The sequence below is a fragment of the Streptomyces sp. 840.1 genome, assembly GCF_003751445.1.
Classification (GTDB): domain Bacteria; phylum Actinomycetota; class Actinomycetes; order Streptomycetales; family Streptomycetaceae; genus Streptomyces.
Map to the genome: position 1 here is coordinate 436,240 of NZ_RJUU01000003.1, position 21,828 is coordinate 458,067.

The 21,828-nt window shown below is 72.3% G+C and carries 15 protein-coding genes; 8 read left to right on the forward strand and 7 right to left on the reverse strand.

Translation table 11 applies throughout. The features are described from left to right. The first annotated feature begins 211 nt into the window (after window positions 1–211). Window positions 212–1,306 (forward strand): Rieske 2Fe-2S domain-containing protein, encoded by a 1,095-nt coding sequence (locus EDD93_RS34410; RefSeq protein ID WP_123530082.1) that lies wholly within the window; start codon window positions 212–214, stop codon window positions 1,304–1,306. 36 nt (window positions 1,307–1,342) lie between these two features. Here EDD93_RS34410 and EDD93_RS34415 read toward each other — a convergent pair whose 3' ends face one another. Next, window positions 1,343–2,080, reverse strand: a complete 738-nt coding sequence (locus tag EDD93_RS34415; protein WP_123530084.1) for a TioE family transcriptional regulator — start codon at window positions 2,078–2,080, stop codon at window positions 1,343–1,345. 91 nt (window positions 2,081–2,171) lie between these two features. Between EDD93_RS34415 and EDD93_RS34420 the strand changes: the two genes are divergently transcribed. Continuing rightward, window positions 2,172–3,374 carry an erythromycin esterase family protein gene (locus EDD93_RS34420; protein WP_123530086.1) on the forward strand — a complete coding sequence of 401 codons (1,203 nt, stop codon included), beginning with the start codon at window positions 2,172–2,174 and terminating at the stop codon, window positions 3,372–3,374. A gap of 119 nt (window positions 3,375–3,493) precedes the next feature. Next, window positions 3,494–4,120 carry an SMI1/KNR4 family protein gene (locus EDD93_RS34425; RefSeq protein ID WP_123530088.1) on the forward strand — a complete coding sequence of 209 codons (627 nt, stop codon included), beginning with the start codon at window positions 3,494–3,496 and terminating at the stop codon, window positions 4,118–4,120. A gap of 20 nt (window positions 4,121–4,140) precedes the next feature. On the opposite strand, the gene EDD93_RS34430 is transcribed toward EDD93_RS34425, so the two are convergent. Next, window positions 4,141–5,160 carry a DUF389 domain-containing protein gene (locus EDD93_RS34430; protein ID WP_123530089.1) on the reverse strand — a complete coding sequence of 340 codons (1,020 nt, stop codon included), beginning with the start codon at window positions 5,158–5,160 and terminating at the stop codon, window positions 4,141–4,143. Window positions 5,161–5,195: 35 nt separating this feature from the next. After that, entirely contained in the window at window positions 5,196–6,533 is a 1,338-nt protein-coding gene (locus EDD93_RS34435; protein ID WP_123530091.1) for a hypothetical protein, read from the reverse strand. Between the two features lie 416 nt (window positions 6,534–6,949). Between EDD93_RS34435 and EDD93_RS34440 the strand changes: the two genes are divergently transcribed. The 3 genes from EDD93_RS34440 to EDD93_RS34450 all read left to right on the forward strand — a co-directional run bounded on the left by EDD93_RS34440 (window position 6,950) and on the right by EDD93_RS34450 (window position 15,948). After that, window positions 6,950–9,511, forward strand: coding sequence for a S8 family serine peptidase (locus tag EDD93_RS34440; protein ID WP_123530093.1), 2,562 nt, complete (start codon window positions 6,950–6,952; stop codon window positions 9,509–9,511). Next, window positions 9,511–11,907, forward strand: a complete 2,397-nt coding sequence (locus tag EDD93_RS34445) for a VCBS repeat-containing protein (RefSeq protein WP_260256085.1) — start codon at window positions 9,511–9,513, stop codon at window positions 11,905–11,907. Before EDD93_RS34440 ends, EDD93_RS34445 begins: the two co-directional genes overlap by 1 nt. A gap of 777 nt (window positions 11,908–12,684) precedes the next feature. Further along, window positions 12,685–15,948 carry an AAA family ATPase gene (locus EDD93_RS34450; protein ID WP_260256086.1) on the forward strand — a complete coding sequence of 1,088 codons (3,264 nt, stop codon included), beginning with the start codon at window positions 12,685–12,687 and terminating at the stop codon, window positions 15,946–15,948. Window positions 15,949–15,981: 33 nt separating this feature from the next. On the opposite strand, the gene EDD93_RS34455 is transcribed toward EDD93_RS34450, so the two are convergent. Together EDD93_RS34455 and EDD93_RS34460 are read right to left on the reverse strand one after the other, a co-directional pair. Then, window positions 15,982–17,640: an acyl-CoA dehydrogenase family protein gene (locus EDD93_RS34455; RefSeq protein WP_123530095.1), complete on the reverse strand. Its 1,659-nt coding sequence runs from the start codon at window positions 17,638–17,640 to the stop codon at window positions 15,982–15,984. Between the two features lie 60 nt (window positions 17,641–17,700). Next, window positions 17,701–18,321 carry a TetR/AcrR family transcriptional regulator gene (locus EDD93_RS34460; protein WP_123530097.1) on the reverse strand — a complete coding sequence of 207 codons (621 nt, stop codon included), beginning with the start codon at window positions 18,319–18,321 and terminating at the stop codon, window positions 17,701–17,703. Between the two features lie 73 nt (window positions 18,322–18,394). Here EDD93_RS34460 and EDD93_RS34465 point away from each other — a divergent pair, with 73 nt between their 5' ends. Beyond that, on the forward strand, window positions 18,395–18,721 hold the full coding sequence (locus EDD93_RS34465) for an AMP-binding protein (protein ID WP_398906115.1): 327 nt from the start codon (window positions 18,395–18,397) through the stop codon (window positions 18,719–18,721). Here EDD93_RS34465 and EDD93_RS34470 read toward each other — a convergent pair. Further along, complete coding sequence (locus EDD93_RS34470) at window positions 18,711–20,612, reverse strand: alkyl/aryl-sulfatase (RefSeq protein WP_123530099.1); 1,902 nt, start codon at window positions 20,610–20,612, stop codon at window positions 18,711–18,713. The two genes, EDD93_RS34465 and EDD93_RS34470, sit on opposite strands and share 11 nt — an antisense overlap. Window positions 20,613–20,804: 192 nt before the next feature. On the opposite strand from EDD93_RS34470, the gene EDD93_RS34475 reads away from it, so the two are divergent. Then, window positions 20,805–21,077: a LapA family protein gene (locus EDD93_RS34475; RefSeq protein ID WP_123530101.1), complete on the forward strand. Its 273-nt coding sequence runs from the start codon at window positions 20,805–20,807 to the stop codon at window positions 21,075–21,077. Window positions 21,078–21,347: 270 nt separating this feature from the next. Here EDD93_RS34475 and EDD93_RS34480 read toward each other — a convergent pair whose 3' ends face one another. Beyond that, window positions 21,348–21,743: a hypothetical protein gene (locus EDD93_RS34480; protein WP_123530103.1), complete on the reverse strand. Its 396-nt coding sequence runs from the start codon at window positions 21,741–21,743 to the stop codon at window positions 21,348–21,350. Window positions 21,744–21,828 lie beyond the last annotated feature (85 nt).

Consider the following 21,828-nt stretch of genomic DNA (forward strand, 5'->3'; position numbering starts at 1 on the left):
AAGCGATGAGAGGGCCGGGGCACCCGCAGGGTGAGCGCCGGCGGGCGCCCCGGCCCGCCACCCGTTCCCTGGCCGCTCCGCCCCCTCGTCGTCAACTCATCACGCAACGAACCCCGTTCGGGTGGCACGCGATCTGTTGAGGGAATCGCGCGTAGGTCTGGGCAGCCTCCCGGCGAAAGATCCTGAAGGGAAAGCCGTCGAAGGGGAAGTCTTGGAAGTGTCACCCGAGTACGGGCGCACCATCAGCGAGGGTCCGACCCCGGCGGACGCCGCCGGTGCGCCCGCCCTGCCCTACCCGAGCGGCTGGTCCGCGCTGGCGTTCTCCCGCGAACTGCGGCCCGGTACCGTACTGACCCGGCCGCTGGCGGGCCAGGACGTGGTGCTGTACCGGCTGGGCAGCGGGGAGCTACGGGCCGTCCATCCGTACTGTCCCCACCTCGGTGCCCATCTCGGGCTGGCGAAGGTCGACGGGGACGAGCTCACGTGTCCCTTCCACTTCTTCGCGTTCGGCCCGGACGGCACATGTGTGCGCACGGGGTACGGCACGCCGCCGCCGCGGTCCGCGCTGACGCAACTGCCCGTGCACGAGGTCAACGGCGCCGTCTTCGTCTGGCGGCACCACGACGGCCGCGCTCCGGACTGGACGGTCCCCCGCTGGCACGAGATCGGCCACCGGCCCGCGCGCACGGCCGCCTGGGAGCTGGCCGGAAACGTCCAGGAGGTCATCGAGAACTCGGTGGACCTCGGGCACTTCGCCACCCTGCACGGCTGGGCCAGGGCCGAGATCGGCGGGCCGGTGGTGTACGAGGACGCCGCGTTCCACGTGTCCATGCGGGCCCACGAGACGGCACCGCTGGTGGGCAGCTTCACGGTCGACGTCGAGGTGGACGGATACGGGCTCGGCTGCCTGCACGCCGATGTGTACACGCCGCGTTTCGGGCTGCGGATGTGCACGATGGTGATGCCGACGGCGATCGGCCCCAACCGGATGCAGTTCCGGCAGTTGAACCGGATCGCCTTCACCGAACCGGGCCGGCTGCCGCCTCCGCTCGCGCGAGCGGTCAGCCGCGCCGCCGCCCGGCTCCTGGACCGCGCCATCTTCCGGTCGAGTTGCGAGTTCACGGCGGCCGACTTCCCGATCTGGCACCACAAGCAGTACCAGCAGCCGCCCCGGCTGGCCTCGGGCGACGGACCGATCGGCCCGTTCCGGCGCTGGGCCCGGCGGTTCTACCCCCCGCCGCCCGGCAACGGGCCTGTGCCACGGCCCGTCCGCGGCGAGGAGGAGGACACGGCCGTGCTCTCCTGACCCCGGCCCCGGGGACGGTGCACCGGCCCCGGAGGCTCAGCCGCGTCGGCGGAGGTAGGCGTCCAGCTCCGCGGCCCCGGTCAGCATCGCCCGGCCGCGGGCGGACAGCCGGCCGCGCCAGTCGTCCAGTGCGGCCTCCATCGGTTCGAGCCCGCCAGCCGAGCGCACCTGGGCGATCAGCGGGGCGATCTGCTCCAGGAGGTATCCGCCCCGCCGCAGTTGATGGGTCAGCCGGGCGTCCCGGACATCGGCCTCGTCGTAGACGCGGTACCCCGTCAGCGGGTCACGGCCCGGGTTCACCAGTCCGGCACCCTCCCACTTCCGCAGCGTCGCCGGCCGGATGCCCAGCTTCCCGGCGAGCGGCCCGATGAACGCGCCGGCGTCACCCGCCCCGGCCGGGGGATGGGGCTCGGACGCCGTGCCGGGCTCCAGGTCGCGCAGGGCGCTCTCCACGTCCCGGAGGGTCCGGCGGTCGTCGAGGAGCTGGGCGTGGCTCTCGTCGATGAGGCGGAACGCGTGCTCGGCCGCGCCCTCGTTGACCGCCCGCATGATCAGCGTCGCCCTCGGGTGACCGTGGCCGGGCACCAGGGCGAGAAACGCGCGCAGCGCGCCCGCGTGCAGTGGCGTGTAGGTGCGGTACCCGCTGGGTGTGCGGTCGGCCGCCGGAAGGATGCCGGCCTCCTCGTAGTTCCGCACCGCCTGCGTGGACAGACCGTGCCCGCGTGCCAGATCGACCGGCCTGAGCCGCTCACCACTTTGAAGGTTTTGCTTCACCGGTCTGCCATTTCCCTGCCATTTCTCTGGCATTTCTCCGCCGCGTTTCCGAGAAAGTCTCCACCGTTGGTTCAACGATACCGTTGAAGGCATGGCTACTGACATCAAGGGCACCACGCACGCCGTCGAGGCCTGCGCGGTCATGAAGCTGCTTCCCCGCCGGCCTCGGCTGCTCGCTCTGGGCGAGCCCACCCACGGCGCCGGCACGGTGCTCGACGCACGCAACAAGCTCTTCCGTCAGCTCGTCGAGCAGGAGGGCTACCGGACGATCGCCATCGAGAGCGACTGTCTGATGGGCCTGCTCGTGGACGCCTACGTCACCTCGGGCACCGGCACTCTCGACGAGGTCATGGAGCACGGATTCAGCCACGAGTGGGGCGCCTTCGCGGGCAACCGCGAGCTCGTGCGCTGGATGCGGGCTCACAACGAGGACCGGCCCGCGTCCGAGCGTGTCCGCTTCTCCGGTTTCGACGGGCCGTTGGAGATCACCGGCGCCGCGAGCCCCCGGCAGGCCCTCACCTCGCTGCACGCCTATCTCTCGGCCCATACGGACACGGACCTGCTCCCCTGCGCCGCCGGCACGCTCGACCGGCTGCTCGGCTCCGACGAGCAGTGGGCCGAGCCCGCCGCGATGATGGACCCGGCCCGCTCCTTCGGGCGGTCGGCGGAGGCCAGGGAGCTGCGGCTGCTCACCGACGATCTCGTGGCGCTGCTCGATGCCCGGACACCGCAGCTGATCGCATCGGACTCGCATGAGGGTCTGCACCTGGCGCGCCTGTACGGGCGTACCGCCGTCGGGCTGCTCCGCTACCACTTCTGGATGGCCGACACGTCACCGAGCCGCCTGCCCTGGCTGATGAGCCTGCGGGACTCCATGATGGCCGCCAACCTGCTCGCCCTCGCCGAACAGGGACCGGCGCTCGTCAACGCCCACAACGGGCACCTCCAGCGGGACCGGAGCACGACGCGGATGAGCGGCCGGCCGCTTGAGTGGTGGAGCGCCGGCGCGCTCGTGGACACCCGCCTGGGCGAGGAGTACGCCTTCCTGGCCACGGTCCTGGGCACGATGCCGCACCACGGGGTGAGCACCCCGCCGCCGGACAGCCTCGAAGGGCTCCTGTACGCGCTCCCGGACGACAGCCGCGTCGTCGACGCGGCCGGGCTGGCCGCCGCACTCGGTGGGACACGGCCCGCCCCTCGGGTTTCCCCGTACTACGGCTACTCACCGCTCGACCCGGCCCACCTGGACCGGATCGACGGGCTCGTGTTCGTCAAGGACGTCCCGCAGAGCTAGGGCCTCTCGTTTGGATCAGGCCGGGCTCGCGGTGTCCGGCACGGGTGTACTGATCACGAGCTGGTCCTCGCACCGGATACGGGCGCCGGCCATCGGCATTGTCAGAGCCGCCTGGCACCATGATCGGCATGAGCGAAACAACTGGGCCTGAAGAGAATGAAGTTGCCGGTGCTCTGACCACACCGGAGGAGTGGCGTGTCTTTCTGAAGCGGTACGGCGAGCTGTACGTGAAGGTCCGTGCCGACGACGACGAGCTGGCCGATCTGCTGGATGACGATCAGCTGGAGGTTCTGGACCGAGGGGGGCGCCTCGAGCTGTGGCTGGGTGAAGCCCCTGCCCGGGAGGATGCTCTGGTGGCATCCGAGGAGCGGCTCGGAGTGAGGTTCCCACCCAGCCTGCGGGGATTCTTCCTGACGAGCGACGGGTGGACGCACATCGAAGACTACGTGGACGGTGTTCATTCCTGCGGTCGCGTCTTGTGGATGCGGGACAGCGAGGCCGGCGGACGCGTGACCGATACCTACGACTCGATACCCGGCAACGAGGACGATGTTCAGTTGTTCCGCCGGTCCATCGAGATCGCCCGGGGAGAGGACTTCTGGTTGCTCGATCCGAGCGACGTCGGGCCGGACGGCGAGTGGGCCGCCTACGAGTTCGCACCGAAGTACGGCAACCCGACGAAGTACCCCAGCTTCTGCGCGTTGATGCGCTCCGGGTACGAGAGCATGGAGGAGGACGAGGACTGAGTCGGTTCCGCCGGGGACGGTCAGCTGCGCCCGCCCTCGCGCACCGTGCAGGTGTCCGTGTCCGCCGGGCACCAGTGCGTCCGCCCGCCGACCAGATGGAGTTCGAGGTCGGCGTCGCGCATGCCGTGGTCATCGAGGGCGGCACGGAGCGCGGTCGGCGCGGGCTGCGGCGGGAGTCCGAGCACGCCGATCACGACGATGCCGTTGCGGGCCTCGACGGACGCGATCTGCCATTTCCCGGTGGCGGCCCACTTCTCCGCGACCGGCCGGGCGTCGGCGGCCAGCGAGCGGTCCCGGGCGACGGTGACGGTGCCCGCGGTGAGCGGGGCCGCGACGAGCACGACCACACACACCACGGCGGCGAGCGTCCTGCCTCGGAACTCCCCCACACGCATGTCCGCCCGCTCGGCTCCCGCCCGGACTCCGTAGACCAGGAAGACCACGGTGCCGGTGGCGACGATGGCGGCGACGTTGGTGGCGAACAGCAGCGCCGACTGCCCGGCGTCGTGGTAGCGGTGCGCGGTGAGCAGCAGCCCGGTGACGGCGAGCGGCGGCACCAGCGAGATGGCGATCGCGACGCCGGGCAGGGTGTCGGAGATGTCGGCGCGCACGAGGGCGAACGCGCCGACGGTGCCGGTGGCCAGGGCCGCGAGCAGGTCGATGAGGCGGGGGCTGATGCGTGAGGCGACCTGGCTGTTGGAGGCGTAGGCGTCGGGCGGGGAGACGATCCAGCCGAGCAGCATGCCGATCGCGACCACGGCGAGGGCGCCGCCCAGCATCAGCAGCAGGCAGCGTGTCACCTGCCGGCGGCGTGCCAGGACGAGGGCCAGGGCGCAGCCGAGGATCGGTGTCATCAGCGGGGCGACGATCATCGCGCCGATCACGGTGGCGGTGGAGTCCCCGACCACACCGGCGCCGGCGATGGCGGCGGAGAGCACGAGCAGGCCCCAGAACCGGGTCGAGCCGGGGCTGCGGACTCCGCGCTCGATGAACAGGGTTCCGGTCATCCGCCGGACCGCGTCCGCGTCGACTCCCGCCATGGCAGAGGTCCTTTCTGTCGGGTGACCGCGTCCGGTCAGGCAGGGGGCGCCACCGGTTCGCGGTCCCCCGTGGCCGGCCGGGCCGCCAGGAACTCCACCACGGCCAGGAGGAACAGCAGGCACAACGCGATGGCGAGGACCACCCAGCCGGTGGGGTGCGACCACAGCAGGTACACGAGCAGCGAGGCGGCCACCAGCACCCAGGTGATCCAGGTGCGCCGGCGACGTACGAAGGGGCCCACGGGCCCGGTGCGCAGTCCCGCACCGTCGGCGGTGGAGCGGACGGCCGTGATGCCGTTGACCCACAGTCCGCGTACAAGACCGGCGCGCCGGCCCGGACCCGTGAGCCAGGCGGCCAGGGCGATGACGACGCCGACGGCGACGGCGACGGCCATCCGGACGGTGGTCTGCAGGAAGTGGGTCATGGCGTCGTAGACGGCGCCCGCCGCGCCCTGCGAGACGTCGGCGGGCAGGGCGTCCAGGTAGACCACCCGGAAGACCCGCAGGCCGATGCCGAGGAGTCCGGCGGCGACAGCGGCGCCGAGGCATCCCGCGACCAGGGCCCGGCGGCGCCGTACCGCGAGCAGTACCCCGGCGGCGATGAGGAGGACCGCGATCACCGGGAGCCAGTTGCCGAGGAACTGCAGGACCCGCACATACGTCTTGACCTTGCCGATGTCCTCGGACCTGATGAGCGTGATGTCGGTGTGGATCTCGGGGATCCGTCCGGCCGCCGTCAGACCCGCGTCGACCAGGCGTTGCTCGACCCGGTCGACCACGGGGGCGAGATCGAGCGTGACCGCGTCGTTGGTCAGCTCGACGGCTCCGCCGCCCTTGCCGGTCAGCGCCTTGTTCACGGCGCTGTGGGCCCGGCGGTTGGCCTCGGTCCAGACCGTCTCGAAGGCGTCCGAGGCCACGACCGCCCGCGCCTTGTCGTGCACGAAGCTGCGGAGTGCGCCCTCCAGCGAGTCGCCGAGCGGTCCGAGCGCCTTTTCCAGGCGGGGCCGGTCCGCGGGTGCCACGTCCGCGAGGAGGGCCGAGAGGTCGATCCTGGTCATGAGCGCGTCGGTGACCCGCCCGGCCACGGCGTCCTGGACGTCGGCGTCGGCGGCCAGGGGCGCGACCGTGTCCACGTAACGGCCGGTGTCGCCCACTTGGTCGGCGGCCCAGGCTGCGACGACGGACAGTGGGGCGAGGAGACATCCCACCGTGATGAGCACCGCGGCGAGGAAGGACCGGCCGCGGTGCCGGGGCGGCCCGGCACGCTCGCGTTCGAGTGCGGCCACCCTCGTACGCAGGCCTTCGAGTTCCGCCTGCTGCGACCGCTCCGGCTCTCCGGAGCCGTCGTCGCCACGTGCGCTTCCGTCCTCCACCCTGCCCCCGTCCCAGTCCCAGTCCCCTGCCCGGCCGGGCTCGCCCTCTGTCTGTCTGTCTGTCTGTCTGTCTGTCAGGGAACGGTCTGCGACCGGCGGGCGCGAGCGGGACTGGACCATTCGGGGCAACGGCACTTCACAACGCAGCCGTCATGACGACACCGCCGGTCGTTCCGGGCGTCAGGTACGTGGGGGACGCGGGAAGCGGTCCGGCGTCGTGAGGCCGATGCGTGCCGTGTTCGCGCGGGCGGTGTCCCGGCTGGGCGGGCCGCCACTCGGGCGAAGGTTCGCCGGACGGCCCCTGAGCCACCCGGCGCACCCGCTCCCGATCGCCTTCCCGGGACCTTGTAATGCCCAAGTAACGGCGCCCTTCTAGCGTCCGGACTCCCCCGTACCGTTCCTGGAGGAGCATCCCGATGCACCTGTCCCGATCGCCCCGGCGCAGAACCGCCGCATGGGCGGCCGCAGCGCTCACCGTCACGGGCCTGCTGATCGGTCCACCGTCCGCGGCCGCGGCCACCGGGGCCACCGCCCCGGTCGACGCCGCCCTGCTCAACGCCGTGGACGGGGGCGGCGAGGCGTCGTTCTTCGTCGTCCTCAAGGACAAGGCCGACCTGTCGCCCGCCAAGGGCAAGCGCGCCCACGCGGCGAAGGCGAAGTCGGCGTTCACCGAGCTGAAGGCGAAGGCGCAGACCAGCCAGCGCTCGCTCAACTCCTTCCTCGACAAGAAGAAGGCCGGCCACCAGGACTTCTGGATCGCCAACACCGTCAGGGTCACCGGTGACGAGAACCTCGTCGAGGAGCTCTCGAAGCGCTCCGACGTCGCGCAGATCGTCAAGGAACAGCACTACAAGCTCGACGACATCGAGAACCGGCCCTCCGAGGCCGAGACGAACGCGGCCGTCAAGGCGGCCTCGAAGGCCGCCGCCACCGACGAGGACGGCGCGCCCGAGTGGGGCGTCAAGGACATCAAGGCCGACCAGGTCTGGGACGAGTACCAGGACCGCGGCGAGGGCATAGTCATCGCCGACCTCGACTCCGGCGTTCAGTACGACCACCCGGACCTGGTAGGCAACTACCGGGGCAACAACGGCGACGGCTCCTTCACGCACGACTACAACTGGTTCGACGCCAGCGGTCAGTGCCCCACGAGCGCCCCGTGCGACAACAACGGGCACGGCACGCACACCATGGGCACGATGGTCGGCAAGGGCGGCGTCGGCGTCGCCCCCGGCGCGACCTGGATCGCCACGAAGGGCTGCGAGACCGACTCCTGCTCGGACGCCTCGCTGCTCGCGGCCGGTCAGTGGATCCTCGCGCCGACCGACCACAACGGCAAGAACCCGCGCCCGGACCTCGCCCCGAACATCGTCAACAACTCCTGGGGCGGCGGAAACACCACGTTCTACCAGGACACAATCGAGGCGTGGAACGCGGCGGGCATCTTCGAGGCGTTCGCGGCCGGCAACGCCGGTGACGGCTCCACCTGCTCGACCTCGGAGGCACCCGGTGCGCAGGCTCCGTCCTACGGCGTCGGCGCGTACGACTCGGCCGGGAAGATCGCGAAGTTCTCCGGCTTCGGCCCCTCGCTCGTCGACGGCTCCATGAAGCCGAACATCTCGGCCCCGGGCGTCGACGTCCGCTCCACCTGGCCGGGCAGCACGTACAACACCATCTCCGGTACGTCGATGGCGACTCCGCACGTCTCCGGGGCGGTGGCGCTGCTGTGGTCGGCGGCCCCGTCGCTCATCGGTGACATCGATGCCACCCGTGCCCTGCTCAACGAGGGTGCGAGCGACGTCGACGACACGCACTGCGGCGGCACCGCCGGCGCCAACAACGTCTGGGGCGAGGGCAAGCTCGACATCTACTCCTCCGTCGAGAAGGCGCCGCACAGCGCCGGCACCGTGACCGGCAAGGTCACCGACAAGGCCGCCGGCACCGCTCTGTCCGGCCTCTCCGTCCAGGCCACCGACGCCGCGGGCACCACGCGCACCACGCAGACCACCACGAGCGGTGACTACCGCCTGACCCTGTCGGCCGGCACGTACTCCTTCACGGTGAGCGGCTACGGCTTCGCGACCTCCACCGTCTCCGGTGTCGAGGTCACCGAGAGCGAGGACCTCACCCAGGACTTCGGGCTCGACGCCGTCGCCTCGCACCAGGTCTCCGGCACGGTCAAGGACGTCCAGGGCCGCCCGCTGGTCAAGGCCACCGTCGAGGTCTCCGGTACGCCGGTGAAGCCCGTCACCACCGGCACCGACGGCACGTTCACCCTGCCGGCGGTCGCCGTCGGCCGCTACACGCTGACCGTGACGCCCGCCGCCCCGGTGCTCTGCAACGGTGTGTACGCCGAGTCCGTCGAGGTGGCCGGCGACACGACGGAGAAGATCAAGCTCCCCGTCCGCACCGACGCCTACGGCCACACCTGCACCCCGGCCACGTACTCCTGGGTCAAGGGCACCAAGAACGTGACGCTCAGCGGTGACGAGGACGCCACGACGATCTCGCTGCCGTTCCCGGTGGAGCTGTACGGCGTTCCGTACACCAGCGCCTCCGTCACCACGAACGGCCTGGTCAACTTCATGGAGCCGCGCCTCGGTGATTACAGCAACGTCGCGCTGCCGTCCGTCGCCAAGCCCAACGGCACCGTCGCCGCCCTCTGGGACGACCTGATCCTGGACAAGAAGTCCAGCGTTCAGACCGCCACCAAGGGCGATGTGGGCCGCCGTACGTTCGCCGTCGTGTGGAACAACGCCGCCTACGCGGACGGTTCGGGCGACCGCGCCACCTTCGAGGCCGTCTTCGACGAGACCACCGGCGCCATCACGCTCCAGTACAAGACGGTCGACGACCGGGGCGTCGGCGCGACGGTCGGCATCGAGAACCAGACCGGCGTCGACGCGCTCCAGTACTCGTACAACCAGCCGGTGCTGACCGCCGGTTCCGCCGTTCGTATCGCGCCGGAAGGCAAGTAATGAGAACCCACGCCCCGCGGCGGGCCCTGCGGCTCGCCTCCACCCTCGTCGCGGCCGGTCTCGCACTGACCGCGGCCCCGCACGCGCTGGCCTCCGACAGCTCCTCCCCGGCGATGCGCCTCACCGCCGCCCAGGCGAAGCAGCTGGCCGCGCACGCCAACGTCGACGTGTACGGCGACGGGACGGCGGCCCAGGACAGTACACCGGACGACGCCGCCACGGGCCACGGCAGCTCCCTCCAGGGCGCGCCCGCGAAGGCCGCGCCGAAGGCGGCGAGCGGCACCGATGCCACGGACACCCCCGTCACCTTCACCAAGAAGTCCGCGCTGGACGGGGTACGCGGACTGGGCGCCACCGTGCCGGCCGGCTCGCACGGCTACTTCACCGTGCACAGCCTCGCCTCCATCCAGCTCCACAAGGCCGACGGCTCCACCGCCTGGTCCCGCAACAGCGACTCGCTGTACGCGGACTGGAAGATCAAGAACCTCCGGCCCTGGCAGACCGAGTTCTACCCGGCCCGGGTCCAGATGGGCTACGACGCGGTCAGCCCGTTCTCGCCCTACTCCGACCAGGGCTACGACACCGGCGACTTCACCGGCGACGGCGTCCCGGACCTCGTCTTCTCGGCGAGCGTGGGCATGAACCCGTCGACCGGCGTCACCATCCCGGGCTCCACCTTGACCTCCGGCACGGTGGTGACCATCCTGGACGGCGCCTCCGGGAACACGCTCTGGTCGAAGGTGTACGCCTACGCCGGTCAGATCAAGGTCGTCGACGGGACACTGCTGGTCGCGGACTCCCCGCAGCTGAACGTCAGGCCGCCAGCCGGCGCGACGGGCACCCTGTCCGGCACCCGCTTCTCGTACGCCGACGGCGCTCTGACTCCGTCCTCGACGTGGACGTACGACACGAAGGAGACAGTGGAGGCCACGTGGGGCGCGCTCGAGGACGCCGGCAACGGTGAGGTCGCGGCCTCCTGGAACCTGCACAAGAGCGACACGGCCGCGGCCCGGGGCCGCACCCTGGTCCTGGACACCGCCGACGGATCCGTCGTCTGGCAGAAGGACAGCGAGCTGTACGGGCGTCAGCTGCACCTGGACGCCGCCCGGGGACGGATCGTGGCCCTGGAGCAGGCGGACAGCACGGACGCCGTGCGGTACCAGATCGCCTCGTACGACCTGGTCAGCGGCAAGCGCATCACCCTGGACACCCGGATCAACGCGTTCCCGACCGCCATGGCCATCGGTGACGTGACCTCGGGCGGCGGCACCGAGTACGCGGTCAGCGAGTCGACCCTCGACTACGACCTGTTCCTGAACGCCGGCACCATCCGCGTCCTGAGCGGCTCGGACGGGGCCACGGTCCGGTGGACGCACACCACCAAGCGGGCGCCCGGCAACTCGAGGAACGCGCCGGCCACCTGGCACCTGGACGTCGTCGGCGGCAGACTGATCGCCGCTGCGCAGGACGACACGGACAGCGAACGGGCCGAGAACATCGGCAGCCTGCGATACGGCTCGCTGACGGCGTTCGACGCCAAGGGGAAGATCGCCTGGCGGCAGGCAGGGCTGAACGCCTCGCCGATGTTCCAGCAGCCGTACCGCTCCGGTGGCGCCGACTACGTGCGGACCATCGACCCGCAGCAGAACATCCACGAGTACAAGGTGGGCAACGGCAAGCAGCAGAGTCTGACACCGCTCCAGGCAGACCTGAACTACGCCCAGGCCGCCGACCTGGACGGCGACAAGAAGCCGGACGTGGTCGCGGGCGGCACCTCGGACGGTGTGTGGGCGTGGTCGGGCCCGTCGCTGGTCAAGGGCGCGCCCAAGCAGCTCTGGAAGACCACGGTGCCGGGCGCCGTGCTCAGCGTCCAGACCGGTGACGTGACCGGCGACAAGACGCCCGAGGTCATCGTCGCCGCGGAGACGGCGGTGGTCGTGCTCGACGGCACCACCGGCAAGATCCTCACGACCATCGACGGCGGCGGGCAGTACGTACGCTCCGTCACGGTCGCGGACACCGACGGCAAGGGCAAGGCCGAAATCCTGGTGCCGACCGACGCGCTGCGTGTCTACAACGGCAACGGCAAGGCGCTGTGGACGTACTCGGCCCCGCGGACGCGGGCGACGTGTACTTCTCCGACACCACGACCGGTGACGGCCAGGTGTACACGCAGTACACCTCCGAGAACGCCCTGGCCCTGCCCGACGCCGCCGAGAACGGTGTCGCGCTCGACGGCGCGAAGGGCACCGTGCGCTGGACCGCCGACCCGAAGGCCCCTGCCAAGGCCGTCGACGGGAAGCTGCACGGCGCGCTCCTGGACCACGCCGTCTTCGCATCGCCGAAGATCCCCTACGCGGACGGGCACGCGGTCGTCTACACCTGGATGGCGCTGACCGATCCCACCACGTCGGGCGACATCTCCACCGCCACCCCGCACGTCGTCACGGAGATCCGTGACGGGCGCACCGGCGAGCTGCTGCACAGCGCCGTGAACGGCAGCCCGTGGTCGCACGGCAACTTCTTCATCGACGGCAAGGGCGACCCGCTGTACGCCATCAGCTTCGCCACCATCCGCGGCTACGGCGCCGGCGGCCAGGACACCAGCGCCTCGATCCTGGCGCCGCTGCGAACCGCCCAGTTCATCACCGGGCCCGGCGGCCGGAAGCTGGTGGCCGGCGGCATGGAGGGCGGCGTGGGCGTGTGGGACCCCTCGGTCCTCACCTCGGACGCGTCCTTCCAGTCCGGTGTCGGCAGCGCGTCCCTGATGGGCGGCCGCAACTACCTCGCGGCCGACCTCGACGGCGACGGCGTGGACGACATGGTCTCGCTGAACTTCGACGACCACGGCAACAACCGGATGGCGGAGGAACTGGGCGGCGGGGTGCTGTCCCTGAACGACGCCGCCCGCCGACTGGCGGTGTACACCCTGTCCTGACGGCTCCACAGGGTTCGTGCGGCACCATGCCGAGACGGCCCGCAAGCGCCTGACCACTGAGGACCCCCGGCGGCGGCCGGGGGTCCTCAGCATGCTCGGTTACAGTTGCGCCCTCATGAACGCACGACGTACCACCGGCACCGATCCCATGGCGCCACGCCTGAACCTGCACCTTTTCGGCGGTTTTCGGGTTACCCGGGAATCCGGCGCTCCACTTGCCGAGCGCTGGCCGAGAATGACCGCACAGGCCCTGGTGAAACTGCTCGCCGTGGTACCCGAGCACCGGCTGCACCGCGAGCAGGTCATCGACATCTGCTGGCCCGGCGCCGATCCGCACGCGGCGCAGGGCAGCCTGCGCGTCGCGCTGCACTCCGCCCGCCGGATCCTGGAACCCGAACTCGCCTCGCGCGCAACGTCCTCGTACCTGGTCTCGGAGGGGGCGCTGCTGTTCCTGGACCCGGCGACGGTGTGGATCGACGCGGACCAGGCCGAACACGACGCACGGGACGCGCTGGCGAGCGGCGGCGTGGCGGAGCTCGCACGGGCCCTGGAGTGGTTCTCCGGCGAACTGCTGCCGGAGGACCGTTACGCCGGCTGGGCCGAGGGCCGCCGGGTCCGGCTCGCGGAGCTGAAGGAGCGGGTGCTCATCGGGCTCGCATCGGCGCACCTGGCGGCGGGCGCGGCGCAGGAGGCGGCGGACACCGCCGGGCGGGTCCTCGAATCCAGCCCCGCCGAGGAACTGGCGCACCGGATCCTCATCGACGTGTACACCCGGCAGGGGCTGCGGCGGCGCGCGGTGCGCCAGTACCACGTGTGCCGGGCCGCGCTGGACGCGGAGCTGGGGGTGCGGCCGGGCGCGGAGACCGAGCGCCTGCACAGGGTCGCGCTGGCGGCGGAGCTCCCGCTCGTGCCGTCCGCGCCGTCGCTGCCGGCCGCCCTGCGCATCCCGGTGGCGACTCCGTTGCGCGGGCGCGGGGCCGTCCTCGAACGGCTGCTCACGGCGGACGGACCCGCCGTCGTCAGGCTGCTGACCGGGGAGGCCGGGGTGGGCAAGACCCGGCTGGTGGGCGAGGTCGCGCGTCGGGCCGCCGCGTCCGGCACCGCGGTGCTGTGGGGCGGCGGGCACGACGCGGAGGGGCACACGCCGTACGGCGCGTTCGCGGAGGCGCTCGACGGATGGCTGGCCGAACGCGACCCGGACCAGCGGGCCGGGGTCGGCGCGGAGTACCCGGAACTGGCCGCGTTCCTGCCGGCGCTCGGCCGGGTGCGGGCGGACGAGGAACGGTCCCCGGAGGAGGAGCGGGACCGGCTGTTCCGCGCCACCGCCGGGCTGCTCGGCGAACTGTCGTCGGTGCAGCCGGTGCTGATCGTGCTCGACGACCTGCACGCCGCAGACGAGGGCTCGTTCCAGCTGCTGAGCCATCTGGCCAGGAGAGCGGCGCAGACGGGCGGCCCCCGGTTCCTGGTGACGTGCCGCGAGGAGGAGATACCCGAGGGCGACCCGCGCCGCTCCGGACTGACCTCGCTGCTGCGTCAGGGCCTTGCCACCCGCGAGGAGGTGGGGCGCCTGAGCCAGGAGGCCTGCCTCGCGGTGGTGCGCGACACGGTGCTGCTGCCCGCCGCACGGCACCCGGCCCCGGAACCCGTCGGCCCGGCCGGTGCCGGCGCGCAGGACCAACGGCTGAACCGGGTGTGGGAACTCTCCCTCGGCAACCCGCTGTTCGCCGTCGAACTGGCCCGCGGGGCGGCCGAGGGCGTGCCCGGTGTGCCGGCGCCGGACGGAATCCGGCAGCTGGTCGCGGAACGGCTCGGACGGCTCGACCACGACACGCGGCGCATCGTCGAGGCACTCTCCGTCGCCGGTCCCGAGACGGCCCTGTCCGAACTGCTCGACGTCGCCGCGCACGGACTGCACCCGCCGGTCTCCGGCGGCGCCGCCACCGACGCGCTGGAGCACGCCATCGGCGCATCCCTCGTCGAGGAGCGCGAGATCGTACTGGCGGGGCAGCACGAGGCCGGGCTGATCTTCCGTCACCCGCTGGTGCGTCTCACCTGCTACGAGGAGCTCTCCGCCGTCCGGCGCAGGCAGCTGCACGGCGCGTTCGCCCAGGCGGTGCTGCGCCGACGCCCGGACGCCGTCGACACACTCGCCTCCCATTTCGCGCACGCCGACGACCCGCGCGCCGCCGAGTACCTGCGCAGGGCCGCCGCACGGGCCGCGGCCCTCTTCGCCAACGACACCGCGGACCGCTACTACCGGGACCTGGTCGCGCGGCTCGACGTGGACGCGGCCCGTGCCCGTCTCGCGCACAGCCAGGTGCTGAGCCGGATGGGCAACTTCGGCGAGGCGGCCGAGGTGCTGCGGCTGGCGCTGGACGAGTTCGCCCGCCGGGGCGACCACGAGGACGTGGTGCTCACCGCCGCCTGGCTCGCCGACGCGCTGGCGCGGGCCGGTGGCCCGGAGGCCGGCAGGCAGGTGCTGGGCGAGCATCCGGTGACCGGGGAAACCGTCCCTGAACCGGCCGCCGCGCACTTCCTCGCCCTGTCCATGATCTGCAAGATCCAGGGGCGGTACGAGGAGGGGTTCCTCGCCGCCCAGCAGGCCCTCGCGGTCGCGTCGCGGGTGTCGGGAAAGCAGGGACAGGGCCTCATGGCCCGCTCGCACGCCCTGCAGGCCAGCAACCTCGGCCTCAACGGGAGGCTGGACGAGGCGCGTACGGCCGCCGGGAGGGCGCTGGCTCCGGCCGAGGAGTACGGGGATCCGACCCTGCTCGGTTCGGTCCTGTCGACGCTCCGGGAGAACCGGCGGCGGGGCGGGCAACTGCGCGAGGCCGTCGCGATGGGCGAGCGCGCGCTCGACCTCGCGGAACAGTCCGGCGATCCGATCGCGGCCGCCTTCGAGCGGGCCAACCTCGCCGAACTGTTCCTGCTGCTCGAAGAGTTCACCGCCGCCCGGAAGCTCGCCGAAGCGGCGGTGGCCGGCGCCGAACCGGACGACGCCTGGTGCCTGCCGTACACCCTGGCGACGCTGGCCCTGGTCCGGATACGCACGGGTGAGCCCTCGGACGCGGCGGCGCTGCTGGACCGGGCCGAGCGCTCCGCCGTGGGGATGGTGGACCGTCAGGCGGGCCACGAGGTCCGCACGGCCCGCGCCGAACTGGCCCTGCGCGCCGGCCTTCCGGGCGACGCGCTCCACGCGGTGGACGGCTTCGCGCAGGATGCGCCCGTGCTGGTCGCCTGGGGGCGGCTCCGGGCGGGGCAGCCCGGTCCGGCGCGCCGGATCGCGCACGCCGAGGTCGAACGCGCGGCACGGACCGGTGAGCGGATCGCCGAGGCGGACGCCCGGATCGCCCTCGCGGTGGCCCTGTTCCGGCTCGCGGAGCACGAGGCCGCGCGCGAGGCCCTGGACCGGGCCGAGGAACTGGTGCGGGCGCTGCCGTACCCGGCCGGGATCCGTCACGCGGCCGACGCGCGGCGGCTGATGGACAGGGCCGCCTGAAGCCGGGAGCCCCGGCGCTCACCCCTGGCGGCCTCAGGCGGGGAGCCGCTCCAGCAGGGCGGCGAAGTCCGTGCCCGGCGCGAGGGTGCCGAACGCCAGGCCCCGGTCCCCGTCCAGCCTGGACGCGCAGAAGGCGTCCGCCACCGGCGCCGGTGCGTGCCGGACGAGGAGGGAGCCCTGGAGCACGAGCGCGGCGCGTTCGATGAGGCGGCGGGCGCGCAGCGGGGCGTCCTCGGTGAGGACGAGCTCGCCGCGCAGTTCCCGCCAGGCGGCGTCCAGTCGCCGGTCGGCGCCGGCAGCGGCGTCGATCTCGGTGTGGAAGGCCTCGAAGGACTCGGGCTCCCGCGCCAGCGCCCGCAGCAGGTCGAGGGCGTTGACGTTGCCGGAGCCCTCCCAGATGCCGTTGAGCGGGGCCTCCCGGTACAGGCGCGGCATCCCGGACTCCTCGACGTATCCGTTGCCGCCGAGGCATTCCAGCGCCTCGGCCACCGCGACGGGCTGGCGCTTGCACACCCAGTACTTGGCCACGGCGGTGGCGAGCCGCAGGAACGCGCGCTCCCCGCTGTCGCCCCGCTGCGCCCGGTCGGCGGCGCCGGCCAGGCGCAGCGCCAGGGTGGTGGCGGCCTCGGACTCCACGGAGAGGTCACCGAGGACGTTGCGCATCAGGGGCTGGTCGATCAGCTTCGCGCCGAACACCGAGCGGTGGCGGGCGTGGTGGGCGGCCTGGGCGAGGGCGGCGCGGGTGCCGGCGGCGGAGCCCAGGACGCAGTCCAGGCGCGTCATGGTGACCATGTCGATGATGGTGCGTACGCCCTTGCCCTCGGCGCCGACGAGCCAGGCCACCGTGTCGTCGAACTCGGGCTCGCTGCTGGCGTTGGCGCGGTTGCCGAGCTTGTCCTTGAGCCGCTGGATGCGGAAGGTGTTGCGGCTGCCGTCCGGCAGTACGCGTGGCACCAGGAAGCAGGAGAGCCCGCCGGGCGACTGGGCGAGCACGAGGAAGAGGTCGTTCATCGGCGCGCTGGTGAACCACTTGTGTCCGCGCAGCCGCCAGGTCCCGTCGGGCGCTTCGGTGGCCGCCGTGGTGTTGGCCCGTACGTCGGTGCCGCCCTGCTTCTCCGTCATGCCCATCCCGGCGAGCAGGCCGGGCTTCTCGGCCGGGGTGCGCAGGCCGGACTCGTAGACCCGGCTCGTGAGCAGCGGCTCGTACGTCTTGGCCAGGTCGGGTGCGTGGCGCAGCGCCGGGACGACCGCGTACGTCATGGAGACCGGGCACAGGTGCCCCGGCTCCAGCGTGGTCATCAGCATGAAGCCGGCGGCGCGGGCCACGTGGGCGCCCGGACGCTCGTCGGCCCAGGCCGCGCCGGCCAGGCCCGCGCCCACGGAGGTGTCCATCAGGTGGTGGTAGGCGGGGTGGAACTCGACCTCGTCGACGCGGTGTCCGTAGCGGTCGTGGGTACGCAGTACGGGTTCGTGGTCATTGGCCTGGTCGGCCCAGCCCTGTGCCTCCTCGCCGCCGACGAGACGGCCGATGCGGTGCAGTTCCCCGATGTGCCACTGGGCGCCCTCACGGCGCACGCCCTCCAGCAGGACGGCGTCGTCCGCGACGTCATGGCCGGTCAACGGCGGTGCCTGGTTAGTCACTTCGTGGGTCAGTGCGGTGGGGTGGCTGCGGGGGGCGTCGGTCGTGGGCACGGTTTCCTCCGAGTGGGACGGGCGGGGCGCGGGCGGGAGACCGGAGTCGGCTCGGGCCGGTCAGGGCTGCTGGGGTGCGGGCGCGGCGCCGGCGCAGCGCAGTGCCATGGCGACGAGTTCGGCGAGGAGTGCCTCGGTGGCGTTCTCGTCGCGGGCGGCGAGCGGGTCGACGAGCACTTCACCGATCGCCCCGGTGAGCGCGGCGGCGGTGATCTCGCCGTTCTGGGCGGGCAGCAGGCCGGACTCGATGCCCTCGTGGACGACCTCGGCGAACAGGGCCCGGTAGCGGCGGCGGAACTCCAGGCGTTCTGCGCCGACAGCGGGTTCGGCGGGGGCGGCGAGCAGCGCGTACGCCAGCCCGCGGTTCTCCAGGGCGCGGCGGGCGAAGACCTCGACGCCGCGCCCGATGCGCCCGGCGGGGTCTCCCGGCCCCTGGAGCACTTCGCCCAGTACGTCCGCCTCGCGTCCGGCGGCGCGCCGGAACACCTCGACGGCCAGGGCCGTCTTGGACGCGAAGTGCTGGTACACCGACCCGGCCGCGATGCCCGCCGAGTCGGCGACGGCGGTCACGGACGCCTGTGACCAGCCCACTTCCGTGATCACCGAGGTGGCGCAGGTGATCAGGTGCTCTCTGGCGGCTTCGAGGCGACTGAGTTCGGCTGGGGTCTTGCGGTAGGCCATAAAAGAAGTGAACCACCATTCAGAGTTTCCCGCCACGATCGGTTACACCGGCCCGGCCCGTCAGGAGAACGTGATGCACCTCAGTACCCTGCTGGACAGCGCCGTCCCTTCGGCCGGCGACTGCGAAGCGGTCGTCTACCGTGAGCGGCACTGGGCCTGTCGCGAGTCCACCGACGCCGCGCGCCGTGCCGCGTCCGTGCTGCGGGAGGCCGGGCTGCGGCCGGGAGACCGGCCGGCGGTGATGACGTACAACGCCCCGGCCTTCCTGTCCGCGGCGTTCGGGGCCTGGTACGCGGGCGCCACGCCGGTGCCGGTGAACCACAAGCTGCAGACCGCCGAGGTCGCGCGGCAGCTGCGGCCTGCGGGGCTCGGGCCTCCGGCCGTCCGGGTCAGGGGGTGACGATGGCGAAGTCCGGGTCCGGGTCGCTGAGGTGGCCGAGCAGTTCGGTCAGCCGGCCGATGTCGCCGGTGATCTCGACTCCGGGGCGGGCCGCGAGGTCGGCCGGGGACACGACGCCGAGCAGGACGGCCCGCACCTCGGCCTCGGTCAGCGAGATCTCGACGTCCGGGCCGGCCGCGGACGGCCCGGTGCCCTTGACGTGCGTGAGGACTCCGTTGCGCAGCCGCAGTGTGAGGACATCGCCGCCGACCGGCTTCCAGCGCACGGCGATGTCCGCGTCCCAGCTGCGCGGCCCGTCCACCCGGATGGCGAGGGCGTCGCACAGCTGGTCCAGGGTCAGGGCCGCGAGCAGGTCGGGCGCGACGGTGTTGGTGGGCGTGCCGACCGAGCCGTGCCGCAGTTCCAGGGCGCCCATGAGGTAGAAGTTGCGCCAGGTGCCGTTCTCACTGCCGTATCCGAGCTGCTCCAGCGCGTCGGCCTGCAGTTCGCGCGCCTGCTCGTTGTCCGGGTCCGCGAACAGCACGTGGTTGACGACCTCCACGACCCAGCGCAGGTCTCCCTCACCGAAGGACTCGCGGGCGCGGCGCAGCACCTCGTCGGCGCCGCCCATGAAATCCACGTACCGCCGGGCGGCCTCGGTCGGCGGGTGCTGCCACAGATGGGCCGGGTTGCCGTCGAACCAGCCGAGGTAGCGCTGGTAGACGGCCTTGCTGTTGTGGCTGACCGAGCCGTAGTACCCGTGCGTGTGCCAGGCCCTTTCGAGGGCCGGGGGCATCACCATCTCCTCGGCGATCTCCGCCGAGGTGAGGCCCAGGTTGAGCATGCGCACCACCTGGTCGTGGAGGTACCCGTACAGGTCCCGCTGCTCGGACAGGAAGGTGACCACACGCTCGCGGCCCCAGACGGGCCAGTGGTGGGAGGCGAAGGCCAGGTCCGAGGAGTCACCGAAGAGGTCGATGGCTTCTGTGAGGTACCGGGACCAGACGTGCGGGTCGCGGACCTCGGCGCCGCGCAGGGTGAGCAGATTGTGCAGGTTGTGGGTCGCGTTCTCCGCCATGCACAGGGCCGAGCGGTCGGGGAAGTGGATGTTCAGTTCCGCCGGTGCCTCGGTGCCGGGGGTGAGCTGGAAGACCATGCGGATGCCGTCGACGGTCTCCGTCTGCCCGGTGCGGGTGATGTCCACCGTCGGGGGGATCAGGCCGACCTCACCGGTCGAGACGGTCTGCCCGAGCCCGGCGCCGATCTGTCCGCGTGGCCCCTTCGGCAGGGCGGCACCGTACATGTAGGCCGCGCGACGGCCCATCGCCGTACCCGCGTACACGTTCTCGCTGACGGCGTGCTCCACGAAGCCGTGCGGGGCGAACACCGGTACCCCGCCCGCGACCTCCTCGTCGGTCAGGACGCCGCGCACCCCGCCGAAGTGGTCGACGTGGCTGTGCGTGTACAGCATCCCGGTCACCGGCCGCTCACCCCGGTGACTGCGGTACAGCGCGAGGCCGGCGGCGGCCGTCGCGGCGCACACCAGGGGGTCGATGATCAGGACACCGCGCTCGCCCTCGACGATCGTCATGTTCGACAGGTCGAAGCCGCGGATCTGGTAGATGCCGTCGGTCACCTCGAAGAGCCCATGGTCGGAACAGAGCCGGCTCTGCCGCCACAGGCTGGGGTTGGCCGTGTCCGGGCACTCCTGGCCGAGGAACCCGTAAGCCTCCAGGTCCCACACCGCGCTGCCCTCACCATCGCGGATCACGTGGTCCTCTGCCGTGCCCATGAATCCGCGCCGCGCGTCCTGGAGGTCCTGCGTGTCGCCGAAGGGGTAGTTCTGCCTGACCGCCTCGTTCGCCTGTGCGACGGCCCGCTCGGCGGGCTTCGTGTCGGTGTTCCGGGGCATCTCGAACTCCCTCAACGCGGTGGACCGGAGAGCCGGTGTCCCGTGGGACGCGGCCAGTGCCACCCTCACCCGGCGTGCATGGCCGCACGAGTGGGTGTAGGCCGTCCGGGGGAACCGCGCCGCCCGGCCCCGCTCACCCGCCTGGCCGCGCCTGTCGAGGCGTTACGCCACGCGCTCACCGACCCTGGAGCCATGAGCCCAGAGGAAGCCCGCAAGCCGTCAGGTCGCAGTGGTGGGGCGAAGAACACCGGGCGGGGCCCGAGGCTGTCCCCGGCCCGGATCGGGGTGCTGGTCCTGGCCGCCGCCGCGATCGTCGTCATCGCGGAGAACACCCGCGAGGTGACGATCCGCCTCCTCGTCCCGGTCGTCACCATGCCGCTGTACCTGGCACTGCTCATCATGTTCGTGCTCGGCGGTCTGTGCGGAGCGCTCCTGCTGCGCAGCAGGACGAGCACCGCTCCCTGAGCCGGCAGTACGCATCGGTTCACGGATACGGCTGCCGGCGGGTCGGACACGGGCCGATATGTGTTGGCCGGGCGACGCCGAACCGGCCAGGCCGCGGGCTGCCGGCCGCGGCGCCGTACAACCCGGGTGTCGGCCGGCAGGGCAAGCTCGGAGGACGCCCCACCCAACTTTGGACGCGGATCGCCCGGTCGTGCGGAAATCGGCGCCTTCCCCTGCCTGACCCGCGCGGCAACGCGTCGGCCCGAGGCGGTGCGGCGGGCTTCGGGGCGGTCACTTCTCCCGTACGGGCACGGCATCGCGCCCCCGGGCGGTCCGGCGGTGCAGGTGCAGAGCCAGGGCGAGCAGGCCGAGCGGGGTGGCGGCGGCCAGTGCGCCGACGGCCCTGCGCTGCCGGACGGCGACGGCCTCGGCGCAGCCGGTCGTGGCGAGTTCGTCGGGCCCGGCGTCGGAGCCGTACTCCCGCTTCGTGAACGCCTCCCGGTCGAAGAGCGCGGGCGCACCGCACGACACCGGCTCCGGGAAGCTCCCGTCGTTGTCGAAGGACGGCGGGAAGAGCATCAGCCCGAGAGCGAGCAGGAATCCGCCGGTCGCCGGGATCGCGAGAACCCACGCCCCCATGAGCTGCTCGCGGGCTGTGCGGGGCGCGTTGGCGTCGGCGTCGGTCACGCCGGGAGACGATACGTCCCGGCGCCGCCCCTGCGTCCGCCGGGGCTCGAGGCCGTGCGTGGCCACCGGCTCCGCGTCAGGAGGA

Coding starts and splice junctions, on each gene's coding strand:
- EDD93_RS34420 (WP_123530086.1), top strand. CDS start 2,172: ATGGCTACTGACATCAAGGGCACCACGCACGCCGTCGAGGCCTGCGCG.
- EDD93_RS34425 (WP_123530088.1), top strand. CDS start 3,494: ATGATCGGCATGAGCGAAACAACTGGGCCTGAAGAGAATGAAGTTGCC.
- EDD93_RS34430 (WP_123530089.1), bottom strand. CDS start 5,160: ATGGCGGGAGTCGACGCGGACGCGGTCCGGCGGATGACCGGAACCCTG.
- EDD93_RS34440 (WP_123530093.1), top strand. CDS start 6,950: ATGCACCTGTCCCGATCGCCCCGGCGCAGAACCGCCGCATGGGCGGCC.
- EDD93_RS34445 (WP_260256085.1), top strand. CDS start 9,511: ATGAGAACCCACGCCCCGCGGCGGGCCCTGCGGCTCGCCTCCACCCTC.
- EDD93_RS34450 (WP_260256086.1), top strand. CDS start 12,685: ATGACCGCACAGGCCCTGGTGAAACTGCTCGCCGTGGTACCCGAGCAC.
- EDD93_RS34460 (WP_123530097.1), bottom strand. CDS start 18,321: ATGGCCTACCGCAAGACCCCAGCCGAACTCAGTCGCCTCGAAGCCGCC.
- EDD93_RS34465 (WP_398906115.1), top strand. CDS start 18,395: ATGCACCTCAGTACCCTGCTGGACAGCGCCGTCCCTTCGGCCGGCGAC.
- EDD93_RS34470 (WP_123530099.1), bottom strand. CDS start 20,612: ATGCCCCGGAACACCGACACGAAGCCCGCCGAGCGGGCCGTCGCACAG.
- EDD93_RS34475 (WP_123530101.1), top strand. CDS start 20,805: ATGAGCCCAGAGGAAGCCCGCAAGCCGTCAGGTCGCAGTGGTGGGGCG.